Annotated in this window: 15 protein-coding genes and 1 pseudogene; 2 read left to right on the forward strand and 14 right to left on the reverse strand. The window is 33.6% G+C overall.

All coding sequences use genetic code 11. The features are described from left to right. Window positions 1–949: 949 nt before the first annotated feature. The 12 genes from HMPREF9629_RS06215 to HMPREF9629_RS06270 form a co-directional block, all read right to left on the reverse strand. Window positions 950–1,987 (reverse strand): ORF6N domain-containing protein, encoded by a 1,038-nt coding sequence (locus tag HMPREF9629_RS06215; protein ID WP_195890999.1) that lies wholly within the window; start codon window positions 1,985–1,987, stop codon window positions 950–952. Beyond that, window positions 1,980–3,524, reverse strand: a complete 1,545-nt coding sequence (locus tag HMPREF9629_RS06220; RefSeq protein ID WP_009525523.1) for a recombinase family protein — start codon at window positions 3,522–3,524, stop codon at window positions 1,980–1,982. Before HMPREF9629_RS06220 ends, HMPREF9629_RS06215 begins: the two co-directional genes overlap by 8 nt. A gap of 1 nt (window position 3,525) precedes the next feature. Beyond that, window positions 3,526–5,208 carry a recombinase family protein gene (locus HMPREF9629_RS06225; RefSeq protein ID WP_009525524.1) on the reverse strand — a complete coding sequence of 561 codons (1,683 nt, stop codon included), beginning with the start codon at window positions 5,206–5,208 and terminating at the stop codon, window positions 3,526–3,528. After that, window positions 5,209–6,879, reverse strand: a complete 1,671-nt coding sequence (locus HMPREF9629_RS06230) for a recombinase family protein (protein WP_009525525.1) — start codon at window positions 6,877–6,879, stop codon at window positions 5,209–5,211. Window positions 6,880–7,020: 141 nt separating this feature from the next. Then, window positions 7,021–7,323, reverse strand: coding sequence for a hypothetical protein (locus tag HMPREF9629_RS06235; RefSeq protein WP_009525526.1), 303 nt, complete (start codon window positions 7,321–7,323; stop codon window positions 7,021–7,023). Between the two features lie 392 nt (window positions 7,324–7,715). Then, a complete protein-coding gene (locus HMPREF9629_RS06240) occupies window positions 7,716–8,126 on the reverse strand; it encodes a sigma-70 RNA polymerase sigma factor region 4 domain-containing protein (RefSeq protein ID WP_009525527.1) in 411 nt (136 codons plus the stop codon). 256 nt (window positions 8,127–8,382) lie between these two features. After that, window positions 8,383–10,131, reverse strand: a complete 1,749-nt coding sequence (locus tag HMPREF9629_RS06245; protein ID WP_009525528.1) for an ABC transporter ATP-binding protein — start codon at window positions 10,129–10,131, stop codon at window positions 8,383–8,385. After that, complete coding sequence (locus tag HMPREF9629_RS06250; RefSeq protein ID WP_009525529.1) at window positions 10,131–11,900, reverse strand: ABC transporter ATP-binding protein; 1,770 nt, start codon at window positions 11,898–11,900, stop codon at window positions 10,131–10,133. The genes HMPREF9629_RS06245 and HMPREF9629_RS06250 overlap by 1 nt, the downstream gene beginning before the upstream one ends. A 100-nt stretch (window positions 11,901–12,000) precedes the next feature. Continuing rightward, window positions 12,001–12,966 carry a helix-turn-helix domain-containing protein gene (locus HMPREF9629_RS06255; protein WP_009525530.1) on the reverse strand — a complete coding sequence of 322 codons (966 nt, stop codon included), beginning with the start codon at window positions 12,964–12,966 and terminating at the stop codon, window positions 12,001–12,003. 10 nt (window positions 12,967–12,976) lie between these two features. Continuing rightward, window positions 12,977–14,425: an ABC transporter ATP-binding protein gene (locus tag HMPREF9629_RS06260; protein ID WP_009525531.1), complete on the reverse strand. Its 1,449-nt coding sequence runs from the start codon at window positions 14,423–14,425 to the stop codon at window positions 12,977–12,979. An 18-nt stretch (window positions 14,426–14,443) separates the two neighbouring features. Next, window positions 14,444–15,163, reverse strand: a complete 720-nt coding sequence (locus tag HMPREF9629_RS06265) for an energy-coupling factor transporter transmembrane component T (protein WP_009525532.1) — start codon at window positions 15,161–15,163, stop codon at window positions 14,444–14,446. Next, window positions 15,163–15,759 carry an MptD family putative ECF transporter S component gene (locus HMPREF9629_RS06270; RefSeq protein WP_009082840.1) on the reverse strand — a complete coding sequence of 199 codons (597 nt, stop codon included), beginning with the start codon at window positions 15,757–15,759 and terminating at the stop codon, window positions 15,163–15,165. The genes HMPREF9629_RS06265 and HMPREF9629_RS06270 overlap by 1 nt, the downstream gene beginning before the upstream one ends. Window positions 15,760–16,114: 355 nt before the next feature. Between HMPREF9629_RS06270 and HMPREF9629_RS06275 the strand changes: the two genes are divergently transcribed. Next, window positions 16,115–16,471: a plasmid mobilization protein gene (locus HMPREF9629_RS06275; protein WP_009525533.1), complete on the forward strand. Its 357-nt coding sequence runs from the start codon at window positions 16,115–16,117 to the stop codon at window positions 16,469–16,471. Window positions 16,472–16,473: 2 nt separating this feature from the next. Then, window positions 16,474–17,805 (forward strand): relaxase/mobilization nuclease domain-containing protein, encoded by a 1,332-nt coding sequence (locus tag HMPREF9629_RS06280; protein ID WP_040012690.1) that lies wholly within the window; start codon window positions 16,474–16,476, stop codon window positions 17,803–17,805. A 331-nt stretch (window positions 17,806–18,136) separates the two neighbouring features. Here the strand turns inward: HMPREF9629_RS06280 and HMPREF9629_RS06285 are convergent. Both HMPREF9629_RS06285 and HMPREF9629_RS06290 read right to left on the reverse strand, forming a co-directional pair. Continuing rightward, window positions 18,137–18,691: pseudogene (locus tag HMPREF9629_RS06285) on the reverse strand (single-stranded DNA-binding protein); the annotation flags it as partial. Between the two features lie 42 nt (window positions 18,692–18,733). Beyond that, the coding region (locus HMPREF9629_RS06290) for a helicase-related protein (protein ID WP_009525536.1) at window positions 18,734–23,153 on the reverse strand (4,420 nt) is incomplete at its 5' end.

Genomic DNA, 23,153 nt, shown 5'->3' on the forward strand with positions numbered 1-23,153 from the left:
AACAACTCCTTTTATAAAACCATAAAGTCAAAACATTATATTGAGTATGATTCGTTTTATAAATATTAAAGTATATTATCAATAAAATAAAAGTGATAAAAAGGTAAAATTAATATTTTATAATTCTCTTTAAATTACAAAATCTGTTTAAAAAGACATATAAAATAATAGTTAACAATAAAGTTCATTAGCTTATCAAAATATAAATATATGTTCTTTTAATTAGGTGTTAGTATAATCTCAAAGACATAGTTTAAATTTATTAAGAATTTGCTGATTTTTAAAATTAATTAAAATAACATCTTTATCAATTCTATATAATAAGTGAAACTTAGTATTAAACAAATTTTATTTTGAAAGTATTATAACAAATAAATATATAAAAGTGAATTCAATAATTTAAATTTTCTGTTCTTCAAAATTTTTGCCTGTATCAGTACATTATTATAGTTTTACAAATCTATACAAAATAATTTTATTATATTTTGGAATATTTAAGAATTTATTATAATTCATATTCTGAATTTTTTATAGAATTTAAATACTTTGACCATTCCAATATGCTTATTTTATAGTATATATCTTTTTTCTTTGCTCAGTAGAGATAAATCGATTTACATTCCAGTATGGTTATTTTATAGTCGGAAAAGAACTTAAATTTACAAAAGAAGAAAACTTATTTACATTCCAATATGGTTATTTTATAGTCTGGCGGCTCTCGCTTATTATTTGTTTTATCTTAGTTTATTTACATTCCAGTATGGTTATTTTATAGTAAGAAGAAGTGCCAGGCTGTGTACCTGGTTGAGTTCCATTTACATTCCAATATGGTTATTTTATAGTCTTGTCAGACTTTCTTTTGACTTTAATCTGTATTCAATTTACATTCCACCCTTGTGTCAAGTATTGGATACATATTTTTTCAAATTTCCAATCAACTTTTTTTACTCTATTTTAACTTTAAAATTGGATTTTTCAAGAGCTTGTTTATCAGGTCTGCATATACTACTTGGTCAACTACTTCCGATATAGTTGTGATTCTTTGCCCTGCATCTTTGGAAGATGCTCCACAGTGGTATATCCTCTGCTTATCTGTATTCCAATCTATGATAATATACCTGTCATGGAACTCTCCACCGGATTTTTGAAACTTTATCTTTCTAAACGGATATTCTTTGCAAAAATCTTGGTATTCAAGGGTATGAAGTCCTTTACCAACATTGTCGCTGAATATAGTTATTTCTACCGATGAGGGTATATCCTTTAACAGTACAAGTGTCTTAACTCCGATATAGTTATCAACGATATAAATGCTCTTTTTTGCTATGCTGTAAATATCCTTATACGCAAGATTCGCTTCTATCGGCTCTCCGTTTAAAAGCAAAAATCCATATTTTAGCTGAGGATTGCTAAGATCAAGAATTAACTCGGACAGTTCAGATTTATGCACAACATTACCTAAATTGTCCACCAACCCTGCCACCTTATCTTCCACATTCATTAAATCTCGTCTTAAACCCTGCATTTCCACAACATTGCTTGTTATCTGCATGGAAAGCTGTAAAAATTCTCTTTGTCCAATCAAGCCTTGGTTTTCTACAATGTAGTCTTTCATCTGCTTGAAAGTGCGTATTAAGGCTTTACTCTGCTTGACAGCAAGCTCCCCTTTAAGAACCGTCATCAGCATATAGATTCCGGCTTCACTAAAAACATAAGGTAAGTATCTTCTGCCTCCTGAACCTGTTTCCGATTTTGAGGTCGAAATTTTCGACCTCAAATTTTCCCATTCCTCTTTTGTGAGTTGAAACCTGAAATCATCGTCAAATTTCTCAATGTTATTTTTGACCTGTTCATTAAATCTTTTTGTTTCATACCCATAAATTTCTGCCAGTTCAAAGTCAAGCATGACTTTCTGCCCCCTGATAATATAAATTTTTTCTGCAAGGGATTCCTGATTTACAAGCATAATTTCGTCTTTTTTATCCATCTTTTCCATTCCCTTTCTCAAATTTCCAAATAATCTCCATCTTGTCTTTATCATAAACATAAATCCTGTCTATGACTTCGTTGATCCAGTCTAAAACAAGCTCTCCTTTTGCAACCGCTTCTCTTAGTCTATCAACATTAAGGTTATGTCCTGAAGATGTATTTTCTTTTATCTTGTCCGTAATGATGGCTATTTCCTGTTCTGTATTTTTAAGTTTTCTGCTTAAATCTTCTTTCTTTGATAAATATGCTTCCTTATCTATTTCGTCCTGTTTATGCTTTTCATAAAGCTGCATTTTGGAAACCTGAATCTTTTGCTTTTCCGCTTCCAGTCTTTTCTTCCTGTCAAGCAGACTTTCACAAATGCTTTCCATAACTTTATGCTCAATCTTTCTTGTCTGTTCTTTTTCAAGAAAGCTCTCTGTATAAAGTTTAATCTCTTCTGAAACAATATCTTCCAGTATTTCTGCTTTTATCTTTCCTTTCATGCAGCCACAGTCTTTTGCTTTGTACCGATAGGGACAGCAATATCCATCTGTTTTTCCATAATTAACTGTATAAGTCATTTTATGATAGCACTTACCACAATAGACTTTGTCTTGAAGAATATGAAAATGCTTCCGCTCTCTACTGATTAGTTTTGCATTGCTGTTTAGCATATCCTGAACCTTACCAAAATCTTCTTTAGAGATAATAGCTTCGTGCATATCTTCTCTAATTATCCAGTCTTTGCTATCAACCCATTTTCTATTATCAGAACCAACTTCCTGTACCCTTGTCTTTCCACCAACAACCGCTCCTGTATAAACTCTTTGTGTTAAAACATATCTGATAATCTGTCCTGTCCATACTCCACTTCCTCTTTTAAGCCCTATATGTTTTGCCGGCGTCAGAACACCTCTATGATTAAAATCTTTAGAAATGGAAAGCATACTTTCACCACTAAGGTATCTTTCAAAGACTTCTTCAATGATGTTTCTCACTCTATCATCGACAAGTAGCTGATGATGGTCTTTTTCATCTTTTACATACCCATACGGTGCTTTTGAACCGAAATAATACCCTCTATCCTGTCTTACTCTTACTGATGAACTGATTTTTTGTGAAATGTCCTTGGAATAGTAGTCGTAGACAAGATTCTTAAAAGGAATTTCTAAACTGCTGATTCCATTCTCATTGTTATTACTGTCATAATTGTCATTCACAGAGATGAAACGAACCTGCATAAAAGGGAATATCTGCTCAATATATGCTCCGGATTCAATATAATCTCTTGCAAATCGTGATAAATCCTTTACAAGAATAGTTCTTATCTCATTTTTCTTCACAAGACCTATCATCTTTTGAAATGCAGGACGATTAAAATTTGTTCCGGTATAGCCATCATCAATATGTTCTCTTATCTTCACTCCGGTAAATTCTTCTCTTGAACTGATATAGTCCTTTAAGATTTCTCTTTGGGAAGTAATGCTGTTACTTTCGTCTTTTAAATCGTCATCTTCTAAGGAAAGTCTTAAATAAAAATCTACTGTATTCATATCAGCTCCTCCTTGTCTTTCTACCGAGTTTTTCAGTAATCACAGGAGTTTCTTCAAAATTAAATTTGATTTCTATTGTGTTATCTTTCCCTATAAAGATCTTATCAATGATGCTATCTACAAAGTCTTTATCCCATTTCTTTGTTTTACCTTTAAAAAGTGCTGTAAGGTACTTATGCCTTTCTTCAAGTTCAAATACTTCTTTTTCAAAGATAGCAACTTGTCTTTCTTTTAGACTTTCGAGTTCTGCTTTCTTTTTACCCAGAAGTCCTTTTTCCCTTTCAAAATCTTCTTTACTCCACTTGCCCAAAACATATTTTTCATAATACTCACTTTGAAGTCTGCTAAAGCCTAAAATTTTTCTTTCAATTTCAGTTATTTCTTTTTCCTTTTTCTTATCCATCTCTATTCTAAGATTGTCATAAGCATTCAGATAAGCCTTATAACTTTTACTGTTATTAAAAAGAATAGCTTCAAAGGCTGCTTTAACAGTTTTTTCAAGAGTAGCCTCTGTAATAGATGTTCCGCATTTTTCTGTTGTAAATTCTCTGAACCGATTACAGCTAAAATAAAATACAGTTTTCTTACCGCTTTTTTGCCTGTGTACGCTCATTTTTCTCTTACAAATCCCACAATAGAGTTTTCCTCTAAATACTGTATCATCCTTAGCATTCTTATTTTCTTTTCTGCTATTTTTAATGGAATTAGATTTTGAGGAAATTTTCTCCTGTACCTTTTCAAATGTATCAAGCGAGATAATTGCTTCATGGGCATCTTCTGTTATTGTCCAATGTTCTTCGTCAAGCCTTTCTCTCTTTTTGCCTTCAAATAAATGCTTTTGATTTCTGCCTTGAATGAGTGTTCCTGTATATACACGATTTTTAAGCACTTGTAATATTGTTGTTGGAATCCAAGCTCTTATAAGTTCATTTTCATCAGCTTTAGCTTTTCCAAACTTCCTATAATCAGTTGCTATATATACTTTCTTTTCAAGCAGTAACTTTGAAATATCAAGTGTACTAAATCCCTTCAAATACGCATCAAAGATTTCTTTTACGATGGAAGCTGTATTTTCGTCAACATATAACCGTCTTACTCCATCTTCATCTTTTCTTGCTGTATAGCCATAAGGAGCTGCACCACAAATAAATCCACCCTGCTTAATTCTAATCTGATGGGAAGTTGATATTTTCTTTGAAATGTCTTTTGCATAAGTTTCATTTACAATATTCTTCAAGATTACCTCAAGAGATTTATTGGGATCTTCCATGTGAAAGGTATCCAGATTGTCATTAACCGCAATAAATCTTACTCCAAGAAACGGAAATATCTTTTCAATGAAGTTTCCAAGCTCCGTATAATTTCTTCCAAAGCGGGATAGGTCTTTTACAATAATGCAGTTGACTTTTCCCGTCCTTACTTCTCTCATAAGTTTTTCAAAGTCAGGTCTTTCAAATTCTGTCCCTGTCTTTGCGATGTCTTTATATATTCCAACCAAATTATGACCATCATTTTTCTTTATATAACTTTCACAAAGAGCAATTTGATTTTCAATGGAATCACTCGGCTTTTCTTTTTTATCTCTTGATATTCTTGTGTAAATCGCTGTTTGAAAACTGTTTCCGCTTTCTTTGCTTAACAGAGCTTCTTCCGCTTTTGCCCGCCTGTTCGCTGTCCTTGCCATCTACACCACCTCCTTCATCAGCTCGGAGGATTGCTTTGTGTAGTCGCTTAACATATCCAGTATATCTGTAGTTTCATCATAGTTAAAATGGATTTCTATCCTTTTTTCTTCCAAAACATAGATTTTATCGACAAGTCTTACAAGAAGCCCTCTTTCTAAGGTGCTTATATTCCTGTACTTTTTAATATCTGACAGGAAGTTTTTGTTTCCCAAACTCTTTTGATAGAGTCTTGAAATTTCTTTATTCTGCTTTTCTAAAATCAGTTCGCTTTCTACGATACGGTTTGTATAAAACTCTCTCATATCGTAAAATTCTTCTTCAGAAATGATTCCTTCTTTTAAGTCCTGATACAGAGCCGATTTTAAAAGTTCAAACTTTGCCTTGCTTTTCTTGGTATATTCCTGTCTTTTATCTATTTTCTTAAAAAGCTCATAGGATACTTCCATGTCCCTTACTTTTTCCGAAATGCTTTCATACTTTCCAAGAGAGTTGATGTAATGGCGAATCATCTCAAGTACGCTTACTTTTAAATCCTCCTGTTTGATTGAGTGCCTGCTGCACTGTTTTCCTTTGTTGTATTGGGAGCAGATATAGTAGACAGTGGGAGTTTTCCCTCTCTTATCAACTTTCTTCGTCATCTGAGCATTACAGTCCTTGCAAAATAAAAGCCCTGAAAACAAATCCGCTTTCTCCCCAACATTTTTTGCCTTTATATCACATTTCAAAAGTTTTTGGGCAATTTCAAAGTCATAAATATCAATAATAGCTTCATGATTGTCCTCGATTTCAATCCAATCGCTTCTATCCTTGGAAACCACCTTATCCAGCTTATAGTTTATCTTTTCCCGTTTTCCCTGTTGCAGTGTTCCGATATAGATTTCATTGGTTAAAATACGATTAACTGCCGGCGTATCCCATTTGGCAACCGCCTTTGTGCTAAAGCCTGTCTTATACCTTATTCCCTTTGCCTTTTTATGCTCCATCGGTGATGGGATTCCATTATCGTTTAAGTGTTTGGCAATAGAGTAGGAGCTGTACCCCTCAAGCTTCATTGAGAAGATTTTACGCACCACATATTCCGCTTCTTTATCAATTACTATTTTGTGCTTATCTTCCTTATCTTTTTCATAGCCGTAAGGAGCATAGTTTGATATAAACTGTCCCTGTTTTCTCTTTACCTTGCAGACACTTCTGACCTTTGCGGAAGTATCCCTACAATAATTGTCATTGATGAAGCTTTTAAACGGAATGACCAAGTTCTTTTCCGTTTCACTGGCTGTATAGCTGTCATAATTATCATTTAGGGCAATAAATCTTATATCAAGAGAGGGAAACACTCTTTGCAGGTATCTTCCGCTATCAATATAATCTCTGCCAAATCTGGATAAGTCTTTTACAACAATGCAGTTAATTCTCCCTGTGATGACATCTTCCATCATTTTCTTAAATGCCGGTCTTTCAAAGTTTATCCCTGAATATCCGTCATCGACATATTCTTCTATCAGCTCCATATCCTCATTTTTATCAATGAAGTCATTAATCTGAAGTCTTTGGTTGGAAATGCTGTTGCTTTCCACCTTAAAGCCTTTATCATATTTTTCATCATCTTGTGATAATCTAAGATACATGGCAACTTTGAGAACATCTGTATCTAAATTGTTTTTAGACATAACAAAACCTCCAAACTTTCATATTCTTTTTTAAGGAGAAATATGATAACTTGGAGTCTTTCAGCTCTTATGAAGTTGTATCCCTATTTGATTCGTATTATACCATAGATTTGTAAAAAAGTCTGCCCCTTTTATCATATTTTAATCAAGAAGCATTGCTTTCTTTTTTAGGTAAGACAAAAAGCAATCCTCCAAACTTCTTCCATTCTCTGCATAGCTACATTTAACAATGACATTTACGACTTTCATAAAGTACATGGAAAGCGGCTCTGCATTTTTCTTATCTTTTATATTTTCAATATCAGGGACAATTTTCCTGTCTATCTCTTCCGCTGACATGTTTTTATATCTTGCTAATTCTTCTGCATTCATAAAAAAACTCCTTTCCCTGTTGTTTTCTTTTTTAAGTTTTATGACATTGGTAGGTGTCTTGGCTGACAACATAGGAATCTCACCTCCGCCCCTTATTCAAGACGAGCCGGCATAAACTGTTGAAGTATCATTATCACTGCCTGTATCAACGAACAGACTGCCACATCTGTTTTTTATGTAATCTTATTTGTCGCTCGCTTCCTTGTTTCCTTGATTTTCTCAGTATTCATTGAACCAAAATATTTTTTAGCAGAAAGGTCTTGGCGTAAGTCATAATTCTCCACAAGCAGATAAAGTCCTACCTTGGTCTATTCAGTTGTCAAAGAACAAAATATTTGAAAGGGATTTTTCTTTCTATTTTCCAATTTGCCATAGCAACCTATCTCTTATAAAAGAAAGTAAAAGAGGTCAAACTCCCCTTCACTTTATATAAGGAAAATTTGACCCCTTTGGTTACCGAAATTCTAAATTTCTTCGATAAATTTTTTCAGCTTCTCTAAGATTTTGTTTCTTTTCTTAATCAAAGCCGGGTGTGTGATACTCTTTAACTTTGCTACCGAACGGACTGGTTCATCATGAAAGTACAAACGCTCTATGATGTCCTTTTCTTCTGCATTTAACCTTGATATAGCATTTCTGACTGCTTCTATCATCATCTGTGTTTCCACAATTTTTTCCACATCAATGCCTTCATCAACAATATTTTCCTCAAAGTGTCCGTCATGATCCAGTGAAGAAAAAAGGAGCAAGTGGTTTTTCCTGTCCACCTGCTCCAAATATTTTTCATGCTCTTTCTCACGCCAGTAGACCTTATATATCTCCTCACTGACTTTCACCTTTTGTCCATTGACATAAAGGTAGTATTCTTTTTTCATTTCAAGTCCTCCATTCTTTTTCTGTCTGCTTGTTTTCAGGCAAAAAAAGGAGGACTCCTGCACTTAAGCACAAGAAGTCCTCTAAAATGAAAGGAACTTGTTCTTCCTTTAAATGTATTAAATTGTACTGAATAGTGTTTGGAAAGCTGAACAATTATGAAGCCTATTGAAAAAAAGATTATGCAAAATATTCTGACTTTCATCTATTAAATATAAATTTTTTTTCATTTTCAACCCTCCATTCCTTACAGCTAAATTATGAAATACACCATCCTTCCGCTGATTCTTTTATGTTTATAAAATTTTTATAAATACCATCTTGATTAATCAGCTCAAGATGATTACCTTTCTGAACTACATCACCATTATCAATAACCAATATCTGATCTGCATCTTGAATTGTTGCTAATCTATGAGCAATAACAATTACTGTTTTTCCTTTTGTTAGTGAGCTTATTGCATTTTGAATTAAATGCTCATTTTCCGGATCAACACTTGCTGTAGCTTCATCAAGTATTATTATTGGAGAATCTTTTAAGATAGCCCTTGCTATTGAAATTCGTTGTTTTTCTCCTCCCGACAAGGTAGCCCCGCCATCGCCTATGATAGTGTCATATCCATTTGGTAATTTTGAAATAAATTCATGGCAATGTGCTTTTATGGCTGCATTTATTACTTCATTATCAGAAGCATTTGGATTACCAAATAAAATATTATTTTTTATTGTGTCATTAAATAAGTACACTTTTTGAAATACCATTGAAATATTCTTCAAAAGACTATCACAGGTTATATCTTTGATATTTTTATCCCCAACAGTTATAACTCCACTATTCACATCATAAAATCTTGCAATCAAATTACAAATTGTTGTTTTTCCACTTCCTGAAGGACCTACAATGGCTGTGGTACTGCCTTCCGGAATATAAAAAGAAATATTATTTAATATTTGCTTTTTGTCATAGGAAAAACATACATCAGAAAACTTTATGTCATGTCTTTTTAACTCTATATTCTGCCCGCCTTTATCTATAATATCCGCCTTTTCTATTTTTTCTAATTTATCTAATGTTTTATTAACAACCTCTATTACATGAATTGCATTACTTAACGGCTCTATTTGGCTAAACATAACAAACGAGAACATATCCATCATAAGCATAATGTTTACATCCATTTTTCGGGTATATGTTAAATATGCACTAACAGCTATAATTCCAACTGAGGCGGCTTTTAATACAAATTGGTGCAAACAATTATATGGGCAATATTCCAATTCAATTTTAATATTTACATCTTTATGATTTTTATATGCTTTCCTAATACCTTGCACAGATACGCCTTCTTGTTTAAATGCTTTTATAGTCTGCATCCCTCTTAAAAATTCAATTGTATTTTCTACTATGCTGTCTTGAGCCTTTTGATGAATGGAAGCATTTTTATCACTAATTTTAGCCTCAATGTATAAAAATAAAGCAGATAAAACTATACCGCTTAATGAGATAATTCCCGCTAATGGACAATAAAACAGCAAAAACAATATCATTACCAAAACCGTAATATATCCATTTACAACTGTATTAATCATATTCATAGACAACATTTCTATAAATGATAAATCTGTGGTTACAGCAGAAGATATTTCTCCCATATTGTTACTGTTAAAAAAGCCAAGCGAAACTCTTTTAAATATATTTCCCAAACGAATTCGTTGTTCTGCTGTGGCTTCACAACCAACACTTTCCTGAGTAACAGCTCTTAAATATGAAAATAAGAATCTTCCTCCAATTACAAGAATCATCAATAGAAAAATATAAATAATTTGATCATTGTCAAAAGTTCTAATTCCTTTGTAATCGTCAAAAACCAATCCCAGCCCATATGTCGCAAGCATGATCGGCAGGGAAGTAAAAATACTGTTTATAAAGGCATAAATAAATCCGATGTAAACTCTTTTTTTATATTTTCCAGTCCAGCCTATGAGCCTCTTTATCATTCCAAACATTACAATACCTCCTTCCTTTTTGAATTTGCTGACCAGTTTTTCGCTCCAATATGAGATAGCCACATATCATGATACAGTTCACAATTTTGCAACAGTTCTTCATGAGTTCCCATATTATCAATTTTTCCATTATTCAAAACTATTATTTTATCTGCATTTTTTATTGTTGATAATCTATGAGCAATTACCAGCAATAGCTTCCCTTTAGATAATGCCGACAAGGATTGTTGTAATTTACTCTCGTTTTCCGGATCAGTAAATGCAGTAGCTTCATCAAGTATTACTATTGGAGAGTTTTTTAATATCATTCTTGCAATAGAAATTCTCTGTTTTTCCCCTCCTGATAGCTTATTCCCGGCATTTCCAACAACTGTATCATATCCACTTTCCAATTCTTTTATAAATTCATCGCAGCAAGCTAGCTTTGCAGCATTAAAAACTTCTGTATCTGAAGCATCCGGATTACCAAGGCGAATATTTTCTTTAACAGAGCAATTAAATAAATAGGTGTCTTGTGTAACAAAACTAATTAATTCATTCAATTTTGAAATGGATATATCTCTTATATCCACTCCACCTATTAATATACTCCCCTCATTTGTGTCCCAAAATCTTGCTATTAATCTTGCTATTGTACTTTTTCCGCTTCCGGAAGGACCAACTAAAGCTGTAAACTCATTCTTTTTAAAAATACAATTTATATCTGATAGAACTTTATTGTCTAAATTTCCATCATATGAAAATGAAATATTTTTCAGTTCAATTGTATTGTCTTTTATCTCAATATCTTTTTCTGAGTCGCTTAATACCGGTGTTTCAAGTTCACTGCTTACATCATGCAAAGCATACTCTATTGCTTTAGCTTCATTAATGTAATTTGTAAAGTTCATCATAGGTCCGACAACACCTAATGATAAGATCAAACATATGACCAGATTTTGTGGAGAAATTTGCCCATTTACATAAAGGATTAATCCTATTGGTAACACTCCTAAAAAAGTGGATGGAAGAACAGAATTACCAAAATTCATGTATTTCCAAACACTTTTGTACCATGCCAAAGTCGAATTTCTAAAAGTTTTTATTGCATTAACAAATTTATTATATGAAGTTGTTGATTGGTTAAATGCCTTAATCACTTCAATTCCTTCTACATACTCAACAATTACACTATTTACATAATTACTCGTTTCCATATATTTGGCATACTCCGAGTTAAAGTTCTTCATCATTATCATATAAGAAGTTCCGGCAATCGGTACTGTAATCAGCATTGCTAACGCCATTCTCCAATCAATAAATGTTAAATATGCAAATACACTTATTGAAAGAGTAATATTAGATATACATTCCGGTATTACATGTGCTAAAGGAAGTTCGATTGTTTCTACTCTATCAACTATTACACTTTTAAGCTTTCCAACAGATTCTCCCATTACATAGCCAAGTGGTGCTTTAACAAATGTCCTTGCCAAACTAAGCCTGATATTTTCCAATATGTTATATGCAGACAAGTGTGATAATGTAGTTGAAATTCCATGGAATAAGTATCTGACAGCATATCCTGAAACCGCCGCCAAACAATAATATGCAATCTGATTTAAAGAAATACTCCCATTAACAAACAATTCAATTATTTTATATGCACACCAATATGGTACAATTCCCGCAAAAACACCAATAATAGCACAAATTACTGATAATAAAATTTTCCATTTGCATTGAACTGCAAATGAAAGAGCTATTTTTATCCAACTTTTCTTCTTCATTACAGCTACCCCTCCTAAAAAATAAAATAGAACCATGATTTTGTTCATAGTTCTATTTTATAGATTTCTAATATATTTTGCTCCCCTGAATAGCTATATATTACTCTGTTTGGATATTTATTTTTCTATATTCCATCGGGCTTTTGCCATAGTTCTTTTTAAAAACCTCTGAGAACTTGCTCACATTAGTATAGCCAACTTTCCCTGCTATTGCTGTTACACTTTCATCCGTTTTTAACAATAAGCTGGCTGCTACATTCATCTTGTAACTACTTAAATATGAGTATATCGCCTCCCCATATACACCTTTAAAGCACTTTTTCAAAGCTGATAATGATAGATCATACATTTTTGCTAATTCTGTCATTGTATAGTGCTTATCTAAATTATCTGTAATCAAACTTTTTATCTCTTTAATTTTTTCCACTTGTGATTTGTAGAAATACTGTTGTGTTTTGTTTACTTGCGTTAGATCAATAGATTTTAACAAAATAAACAGCTCTATTATTTTTATTTGTAAATATTCCTTCTTTACTTTGTCCGGAAGCATATATAACTCTCCAAAAATATGATTTATCATTGCCTCCTCGTGTAATACAAATGGAGTATTGTCTGATAAAAACAGCTTCTTAATCTCCATAGTATTAATATTAAAATAACCTAAAAGCTCATTCAATCTTCCCTCTACATTCTCTGACAAGGAAATATTAATAGTTATTCCATGGAAATGTGATAATGGAAAATTACAGGTACTATATTCTGAATCCAATTTTTCAATTAGAACATCTCCCGGTTCTAAATATAAATATTCTCCATTTATAGTTTCTGATTCAATTCTTCCTTCCTTACAGTGATGTATGCTAAGACAATTATTTTCTGATTCTATGCGTTTTGAGTTTACGATGGCATGAAAATTATTATACATCACCGAAATTCCCGGAAAAACCTGATAACAGATTATTGTCCCATTTCCTCTATCTTGTTGCATTTCATATACTGCACAAACTCTATCTTCGCAAATTTTATTCATACCTTGCTTTAACATGAATTGATTTATTTCAAGCAAACATATCACCTCAGTTCAAAAAATATTCTTTTAATTTTACAAATCCCTTATCGTCTAAAAGATACTGTTCTTTTATTCGTCCTTTATCCATTTGAATCACATAGTTACAACAGGTAGCTATAAATTCATAGTCATGAGTAATTATTATAACGGTTTTCCTTTTATCCGCTAACTTCTTGATTTCATTAGCGACCTGTATCATATGGCTTAAATCTAAACCGCTCGTAGGCTCATCAAAAATCAAAATATCACGATTTGATGTCAAAGCACTTGCAATTGCAACTCTCTGTTTTTGACCGCCTGATAAAGACATCGGGTGTCTTTCTCTTAATTCCAGTAAATTAAGTTCTTCCATTATACTTATTATATCATTCTTTATAGTTTTATCTGCCCCTAATAACAGTTCATCTTCTACACTTTCTGTAAATAGCTGATGATTTGTGTCTTGCATCACCATATAGCAATTACGCAATCTGTCCTTTTTCTTTAATACTTTATTATTATATTTAATTTTACTTCTATCTTTACTTTCCAAGCCACATATACAGCGTGCAAATGTAGATTTCCCTGCACCATTGTCTCCAATAATTGCCACAACATTATTTAATGGAAATTGTAAATTTTCTATATCAAGTATCATTTTGTTTTTCTTATAAGCAAATTTCAAATTTGATAGAATAAAAGTTTCCGTTCCGGTCAGTTTTCTTACCTCTATCGGATACTTACTTAAAGTAAACGGTCTTATTTTAGATTTATGTTGCTCATAAAACTTGCTTTCATCATCATAGCAATCAACTATTCTACCTGATTCCATATAAAATATGTGATCCAGTAAACCCTGCAGATAATATAATCTATGCTCTGCAATAATAATAGTTTTTCCTTGCTTTTTCCATAGCTCTATTATATTCCTTAAATCTTTAGTAGACTGTTTGTCAAGATTTGAGGACGGCTCATCCAAAATTATAATATCAGGATCTGTAACAGAAACTGAAGCACAAGCAATTTTTTGTTTTTCTCCTCCCGATAAGGAAAAGATATTTTCCCCTAACAAATTATCTATATTAAAAAGTCTGACCGTTTTCTTTATCTTAGAAATAATTTCAGTCTCAGAAACTCCCTTGTTCTCACTTGCAAAAGCTAATTCACTTGTCGTATCTACAGTGAAAAATTGCGTTTTAGGATTTTGAAAAACACTTCCGCTAATATTAGATATATCTTCCAAACTGCATTTATCCGAATTAACACCATTAATGTATATTTCCCCTACTATATTTCCTTCATAATAATTGGGTATTAATCCATTGATAAGCCTTCCTACAGTAGATTTTCCACATCCTGAATCGCCACAAAATAATACCGTTTCTCCTTTTTTGATAAAAAAACTAATTTCTGATATGCTGTCTTTCTTCTCACTTACATTACCGTAACTAAAGCTTACATTTCTAAATTCGATCATTTATTCTCACCATCCTCATTATAGAAAGATAAATCCTAAGAAAAGCAATGATGAATATATTATTAATAACACATCTAAAAGTTTAAATCCAATTTTACATATATTGGTTCTCTTTCCTGATGAATCTAATCCTCTAATTAATGCTGAAGCTGATAATTCTTCTCCTATTTTTGTAATCGAAATCATAAGTGGCACTAACCTGTATTCCAGCATTTTAACAGGATCGCCACATAAATTAATGCCTCGCATTCTCATTGCATCTTTTATATATGAGTATTCTTCTTTTATTGTAGGAAAAAATCTGAATACAACGGAAAGTGGGATAATAATTTTATTAGACAAATGCATTCTCTCCATTGCTGCTATAAACTCACTTACTGTTGTTGTACTGATAAAATAATACCCCATAATGAATCCCGGTAGAATTCTTATATATATACCTATTAATGCTCCCAAAATAAAAAAGCCTAATCCTGACAATATCGGAAATATTTTTAGTTCCAATATGAAAAGGATACTATATGTTATTAAAAGTCTGCAAACTATATTCCACTTTTTATCAATGCTTAACAACAATAAAGGTAAGATAAGCGTTGCAAAGCGTATATAATACATTATTCCTACTGAACTACCGGCTGTCATTATTGTGGTAACTATTATCATTAAAAAAATTTTGGTTCTTGGATCAAGAGATATGGATTTTTTGCTTTCAAATATATAATCTATCTCCATTTTCATTATACTATTCCTGCTTTTTTGAAATGTTTGTTTAAAACAGCTCTGCCTAATATTCCGCCTAAAATTCCACCAACAAAACAAGAAAGTACAAAAACCGGAAGAACCCAATTTGGAGTAAGTTCCGCTAAAGTTTTTGCATACTCCGCTCCATATCCTTCTGATACAGTTTTCAAAAACTCACTTCTCATAAAATATATTCTTGCAAAAAATCCACTGCTTAATAATGAAAAAAAAGAATATCCTAATATAATAAATTTTATATCTTTATACTTACCTGCTCTCATAACAACATCAGCAAGTATTCCACAGATAACACAGCAAACCAAAACTAAAATGCCACTACCCATAACCATAAATAATATTCCTATGATTATTCCTGTTAAACTAACCATTCCAAATTTGTTTATTTTAGTAACATAAAGCATAAACGGTATTCCACATACAATTGGTGTAAGGATTCCCAGCAAAATCGTAAAAATAGGAATGTATCCCAACATCATAGTTACAAAATATAAAACAAAATAAATTGCAGTAAAAATTCCCACATTTATTAAATCTTTAGCGTTTAATTTGTTGTTTTGAGATTCTTGATTCATAATAATACCTCCATAAAATTTACAAATAATTAAGTTAGATATTGCTAACTTATAATTGTTCTCATTTTACAGGAATATTCTTTGTGTCGCTACTCTAAATAGTTATATTATACTCCAAATGGTTTTATTTTGTTCATAAAATCATATCAATATCTGGTTTTATATGTTATAATAAAGTCCAAATATGCTTAAAGCTTTCTATAAATCATTCTTTTGTAGCAAGCACAGTAAGTGTACGGACACTTACGGAAAAATTGATGAAGCAGTCCTTCGGGATTTGCTTCTTTTTTTATCAATTTTTAGCTTGTTAGGGAGACCCTAAGACCCCGAAAATCATACAAAGGAGGAAATATCTATGGTAAACAGATTACGAAATGAACGACTTGAAATTAAGTTGACTAAGGAAGAAAAAACTCTTTTTGAGGAGAAAAGGAAACTTGCAAAGTGCAGAAATATGAGCCACTTTATCCGCAAATGCGTTTTAGAAAAGGAAATTTATCAGGTAGATTTAGAGCCGTTTCGAGAGCTACAAGGCTTACTTAGAGGTGCTACAAATAATATCAATCAGATTGCAAAGCGAGTAAATTCGACCGGTGTTATCTACAAAGAGGACATAGGCGATATGAAAAAAGAGATTGAACATTTTTCCAAAGAGTTGTGGCAAATTCACTCTCTACTTCTGAAAAGAACTGCTGAAACGGAAGGGGAATGACAATGGCTATTACTAAAATACACCCTATTAAATCAACGCTTCATCTCGCCATAAACTATATTGTCAATGAAGAAAAGACCGATGAACAGCTTTTGGTCAGCACGCATAAATGCCACGAATCTTCTGCTCATACTCAGTTTTTACGAACAAGAGAGGAGGCGGGAACTAAGGGAACTGTCCTTGCAAGACATCTGATTCAATCTTTTCTACCGGGAGAAACAACGCCTGAAATGGCACATCAGATCGGTCTTGAATTATGTAAAAAGATACTCAAAGATGAGTATGAGTTTGTGTTATCGACGCACATAGATAAAGGGCATATCCATAATCACATCATCTTTAATAATGTAAATATGGTTACCGGTAAATGCTATCAATCCAATAAGAAAAGCTATCATAAGATCCGTTACCAGAGTGATAAGCTATGCAAAGAAAACAACCTTTCCGTCATTGATGAACACTACGAAAGTTTTAAGAAAAAGTATAAAGTAAACGGTAAGTCTTGGTATGAAAATGAGCAGGCAAAGAAAGGTACTTCTTGGAAAAGTAGGCTTCAATTTGACATTGACCGCATAATAAAGCAATCACAGGATTGGGATGAATTTCTAAAGAAAATGGCTGAGCTTGGCTATGAAATAAAGCATGGCAAGCACATCGCTTTTAAGCCGAAAGATAAACCGAGATTTACAAGAGCTAAGACGATTGGTGAAGATTATACTGAAGAACGATTAAAAGAACGCATAGCAGAAAGGGAAATGATTAAGACTCCTCCTGTTAAAAAACGCATCGGAAATATCATTGATATGAATACCAATGCTAAAGTCAAAGAGAGTAAAGGCTATGAATACTGGGCAACGAAACATAATCTTAATACGATGGCGGAATCCGTTATCTTTATCAGAGAACATGGCATAAAATCTGTTAAGCAACTTGATGAATTTATTCAAAAAAGTGCTGATGAAAGACAAAATTTACAGGATAAAATCAAAGCGATTGATAAGGAAATGGAACAGTTATCCGCTACTATGGAGCAAGTTCATACTGTAAAAAAATATCGTGCCTATTACAAGGAATATAAGGCGAATCCGTCTGATAGGGCATTTTTTGAGGAATACAAAACTCAGATTACCCTCTATGAAAATGCTCTTTCTGAACTTAAAAAGTCTTATTCCAAGCTTCCAAATTCAAAGGATATTTTAGCTGAACTTGATAAATTGCAAGAAAAAAAGAATACCCTGATGAAAGAGTATTCTTCCTCAAAATCTGCTATGGACGAGCTTTACAAGATACGAAAAAATTACAGAATCTACATGGGTAAGGAGATGGAGAGATAATCTTTATCTCCTTTTTTTGAGCAACAAAAAAGAGATGGTGCAGCCCTAAGACCACACCGACAAACATTTATCTCTCCGTTTCTTTTGGTTTTTCTTTACTCTCTTTCGGCTTTTGCTTATCTTCTGCCTGATATTCTTTGATAGCACCAAGTATGGATTTTTTATCGTTTTCTTTCCCTTTTTCAGAGCCGGTTAAGGTATTTAACTTAGCTTTCATTTTTTCAATATCTGCTCTAATCTGTTCTGATTGCTCCCAAGAATCTGCATAAAATAAGTCTTTTTCTCTTTCTTCTATCTCGCTTTTTAGTTTAGCAATCTCTTGACTCTTATCCTGTCCTTTCATCTGTTCTTTTGCCTTTAAGAGCTTTGAGGATAATATTCTTACATCGCTGTGTTCCTTGCCATTATCATCAATAGAGGTTCTAAGCTGTCCGAATAACTTTACGAAATCTCCCTGTTTAAAGTCCTTTGGAATATCACTCTTTTCTCCATATGCGGAGCAATTATGATATACCTTATTACCCTCATCATCTTTGGAAACTACGGAGAAATTTACCACCTTAAAGGCTTCTCCGTTCTTGTTTTCCCTTTCAATAAGTTCGACCTTGCTTACAACATTTCCGACAATATTTATAAGATTATCTTTCTCCTGCTGAACATAGGGCAGGTCTTTTATCTGTCCCTGTTCTCTTAAATCTTCAATCATGTAATCGAAATCTTCATGAAGCAGATTGATGGTGTCATTTGCCATATAGGCATCATATAGCTTATCTAATGCACTTTCATCGTTAATGCCTTTTTCCATGCTGATAACCGCCTTCACAAAATCTTTGTGGTTATCCTTTGCCATATCTTCAATTCTATCCCTTATTGTTTTGTAATCCATGTTTTTATCTCCTTTCATGGTAAAAGGGAGCTGTTCGCTCCCTTATCTTGCATATTCCTGTTCTTTTGTAGTTTGTTTCTCTTCCGTTTTGCTTTCACTTTGATAAGCTCTGATCTGTCCTAAAATAGACGGTTTATCTTCCGTTCTTTGAGAAGCTTCCTCTTTTGTATGAAGATTATCTTCCACATCATAGGTTGATTCAAAGTAATCACTGTCCCTGAAATCATTGTCATATCTGTCGATGATACCGTCATTATCTAAGTCCTTTGCAAGCGGATCATAGAAGTTCCCTTCATCATCAATCTCAAGTCCCGTTGCTGTTCTTAAATCTTCGGAATCAACATAGACCAAATCTTCAAAAGAGGATAGCTCTATCTCATTTTTCATATTCCTTAGAGCTTCATTTTCTCCTTTATTCTCGTAATCAAAGCTCTCCGTTTTGATAGGAGTATCATCAATATACTGTGTCCATGTTTTGGCTTCTAAATTCAGTTCGTACTGAATCCCATGCCTTTCATCCGGTGTATCAGTATAAGCAATTCCTATGTGCTTTAAGTCAGGGTATAGTGTGTCAAACTCATCATAGCTGTGGTTTTCTTCATACTCTCTGTTACAGAAGTCAATAATCGCTCGTTTTACATCTTCCACAAGGGGATTGTCATTTCTCTTTTCTTCTACCTCTCCCATATCGAGCAGCTTATTCAGTTCGGCAAGCCTTAATACTTTAGTTTTCAGTTCATCTGCCTTTTCAAACGGCTTTTTAAGTTCTTCTTTGGCATTTTCAAGCTGATCTTTGGTGCTGATGAGCTTTTCCTCTAATCTTTTCAGTTTTTCGGGCATTTTCTCAAGAGCGTTATCCAGTCTTATGATATTTCCGTCCGCACTTGTTCCAAGCTCTCCGGAATGCTTTGCAGCACCGTTTAAGCTGAAGTTATGATCGTTGGTAAAGAAGTTATAGCTGACCTCTAAATCCATATTTCTATACTTTCCTATTATCTTACTTTCGTTGATTTTTATAGTCTTGATAGCTTCAAGAAGTTTTTCTCCTGCTAATTTCTTATCAGTAATCTTTTCTCCCAAAATGGTAATGGAAGTAAATTTATTTTCGCCTTCTCCTTGCGGCTCTACATCAGCTATATCTTTCTTTACAGCTTCAATCAGCTTTTCCGTTCTTGTGATTTCTTCCGGATAATTTTTAGCAACCTTATCCTCTAATCTATAACGGTTGGACTTGTAGTTTGCTTCCAGCATTTTAAGTTTTGTAACCTCATTGTCCAAGTCCATCTTCTCTTTAATCTTCGGATCGCCAGTAGCCAACGCTTTAATTTCTGCATAATTAAGGGAACTTTCGTCCACATCTTCCGCCACTCTGACAGGTGTTTTACTGGTCATTATCTGAGAAATGAACTTCTGCTTATTTTCAATCGTCTGCCACAAATATGCATCAAAGGTGTTCTCCGTAACATAGCGATAGATATTTACCTCTTTATTTTCATTTCCCTGACGAACAATTCTACCCGCACGCTGCTCTAAATCCGCAGGACGCCAAGGCACATCCAAATCATGCAGTGCAATCAGTTTATTCTGCACATTCGTGCCTGCTCCCATTTTCTGAGTTGAACCAAGTAATATCCTCACCTCTCCCTTACGCACCTTTGCAAAGAGTTCGTCCTTTTGTTTATCGGAGTTCGCTTCGTGGATAAATGCAATTTCTTCTTTTGGAACACCTAAATTTACAAGTTTTTCCCGAATATCATCATAGATATTAAACTCTCCATCACCTTTCGGTGTGGACATATCGGAGAAAAGGAGTTGTGTAGATTTGTTTTCTTTGGTTTTATCCCAAATGGCAAATACATTTTTCACACATATATTAACCTTGCTGTCAGGATTGTCAGGGAGCAGAGGATTGATAAGCCTTTGGTCAAGAGCAAGTTTCTTGCCGTCATTGGTGATTTTTAACATATTATCCTCATCAGGCTCAACCGCTTTATTTCTAACCTTATCCGCTCTTTCAGATAATCCTTTTAGGATTTCTTTTTGTTCCTCACTCGGCAAGGTTTTAATCACTTCATAGTGTGCTTCAGGTGTTGGAAGATTAAGCATATCTGCGGTCTGAATGTCAGCGACTTCCTTAAACATACTCATAAGCTCAGGCAGATTGTAAAACTTTGAAAATCTTGTTTTCACTCTGTATCCTGTTCCTTCAGGAGCAAGTTCAAAGGCGGATTGTGTTTCTCCAAAGGTGCTTGCCCAAGCATCAAAATGCTCCAAGTGATTCTTCTTTAGGTTTTCATACTGAAGATAACGCTGCATGGTATAAAGCTCGGTCATAGAGTTACTTACAGGTGTTCCTGTTGCAAAGACTATTCCTTTCCCGTTTGTCATCTCATCCATATATCTGCATTTCATAAACATATCGGAGGACTTAAAGGCTTCCGACTGCCCAATCCCTGCAACATTACGCATTTTTGTATGAAGATACAAATTCTTAAATCCATGTGCTTCGTCCACAAAAAGCTTATCTACACCCAGTTCCTCGAAAGTAATGACATCGTCTTTCTTAAAATCATCGTTTAGTTTCTCAAGCCTTGCTTCCAGTTTTTTCTTGGTCTTTTCAAGTTGCTTAACCGTAAAATTTTGGTTTCTGTCGTGCTTGTATTCCTCAATATAATTCAAGATTTCATCAATCTGATCCTGAATATGTTTCTCCTGATATTCCTTACTCATTGGGATTTTTTCAAACTGCGTATGACCGATTACAACCGCATCATATTCTCCGGTAGCAATCTTACCGATAAACCTCTTTCTGTTTCTTGGCTCAAAGTCTTTTTTATCAGCCACCATAATGTTAGCTGACGGATAAAGCTGCATAAATTCTCTGCCTATCTGTCCTGTTAAGTGATTCGGCACAACAAAGAGAGATTTACTGCACATTCCAAGCCTTTTACTTTCCATTGCGGAAGCGACCATCTCAAAGGTCTTTCCGCTTCCCACCACATGGGCAAGCAAGGTATTTCCTCCATACAAACTTCGTGCAATGGCATTTCTTTGGTGAGGTCTAAGCTCTATTTCCGTATTCATTCCCTCAAAAGAGAGGTTACTTCCGTCATATTCACGATTCCTGATAGAGTTAAAACGCTCATTATACAGTTTTACAAGCCTGTTTCTTCTTTCCTGATCGCTAAATATCCAGTTCTTAAATTCTTCTTTTAGAAGCTCCTGCTTTTGTCCCGCAAGGAGAGTTTCCTTTTTATTTAGTACAGAACTTTTCGAGCCATCCGGATTTTCAATCTGGTCAAATACTTTCGTTTCTTTAAGGTTTAAGGCATCTTCAATCAGCTTATATCCGTTTACCCTTGATGTTCCATAGGTCATTTCTGCAAGATCGTTACCCTTATCTCTGCTCTTTCCTTCAATATTCCATTCACTTGTAAGATTTGAAAATTTAACCTTAATATCCCATTTGGCATAACCCGGAGTTTTAAGTGTTTCAAAGATGAATTTCTCTATATCCTTAATCGGTATCCAAGTTGCACCAAGACGAACACTAATCTCACTTGCTTCAAGCTCTTTTGGTAATACTTTGGTAAGTTCAGCTTTTTGATATTCCAAACGGTTCATCTCATAGCTTATCAGCTCTTTTTCTTTGCCATCTTCCGCATAGCCAAGATGAGGTAACTCTCTTTCAGTCTGTCTTAGCTTTGAAAGATAGCTGTCAACAATGGCGATTTTATCCCTGATATTTCCTGATAGGTATTCGTCCTTTGTTACATAGCCATATTTATATGAATTGCTGCCGTTTGCACAGGCGAAAGGTAAATCTCCATCTTCCAAGTTAAAGGATAGAGGTTTGTAAAAGTTTTGTTCTTCTCTGATACTTAGATAAATCTCTCCTCTAAGCTCCTCAATCAAAGTAGGTCGCTCTTTTCCTGTCAGGCTTTCCATATAGTCAAAGTCCACATAACCTTTTTCAGACATAGATAACACAAGAGCTTCAAGGGAAGTATCTACATGGTCGATTGTCTTTGCCTTTGTTATTGTTCTTTTTGAAAAAATATCTCCCTTAGCCTTAAAGTTTTCTTCTTCATCAAGAATTTCTATTGAGGAAACAAGCGGAAAGTTGCTATCTTCTTTTAAGGCTCTGGTATTAGAAAGATTATTGACATACCCATGTTTTTTAGAAAAACTGTCATAGACTTCATTTAACTTCTCCTGAGCTTTCTTTACTTCATCATCTGAAAAATCCTCTTTTTGCTTGTATATTACATCTTTTAAGGCTTCGTTCAGTTCAAGATAATCCTTAATCTTTTCCTTGTTTTTATCTGTTACTTCTTTCTTTACAAATAGAGAGTTTTCTCTGTAATACACCTCATCGTCAATAAGGGTGTAGGAGAAGTTCTTGACATCGTCTGTGGCAGGGATAGATGTTATTTCATCATCAAGCAGCTCTATTTCTTCA

The organism is Peptoanaerobacter stomatis (genome assembly GCF_000238115.1).
Taxonomy (GTDB): domain Bacteria; phylum Bacillota; class Clostridia; order Peptostreptococcales; family Filifactoraceae; genus Peptoanaerobacter; species Peptoanaerobacter stomatis.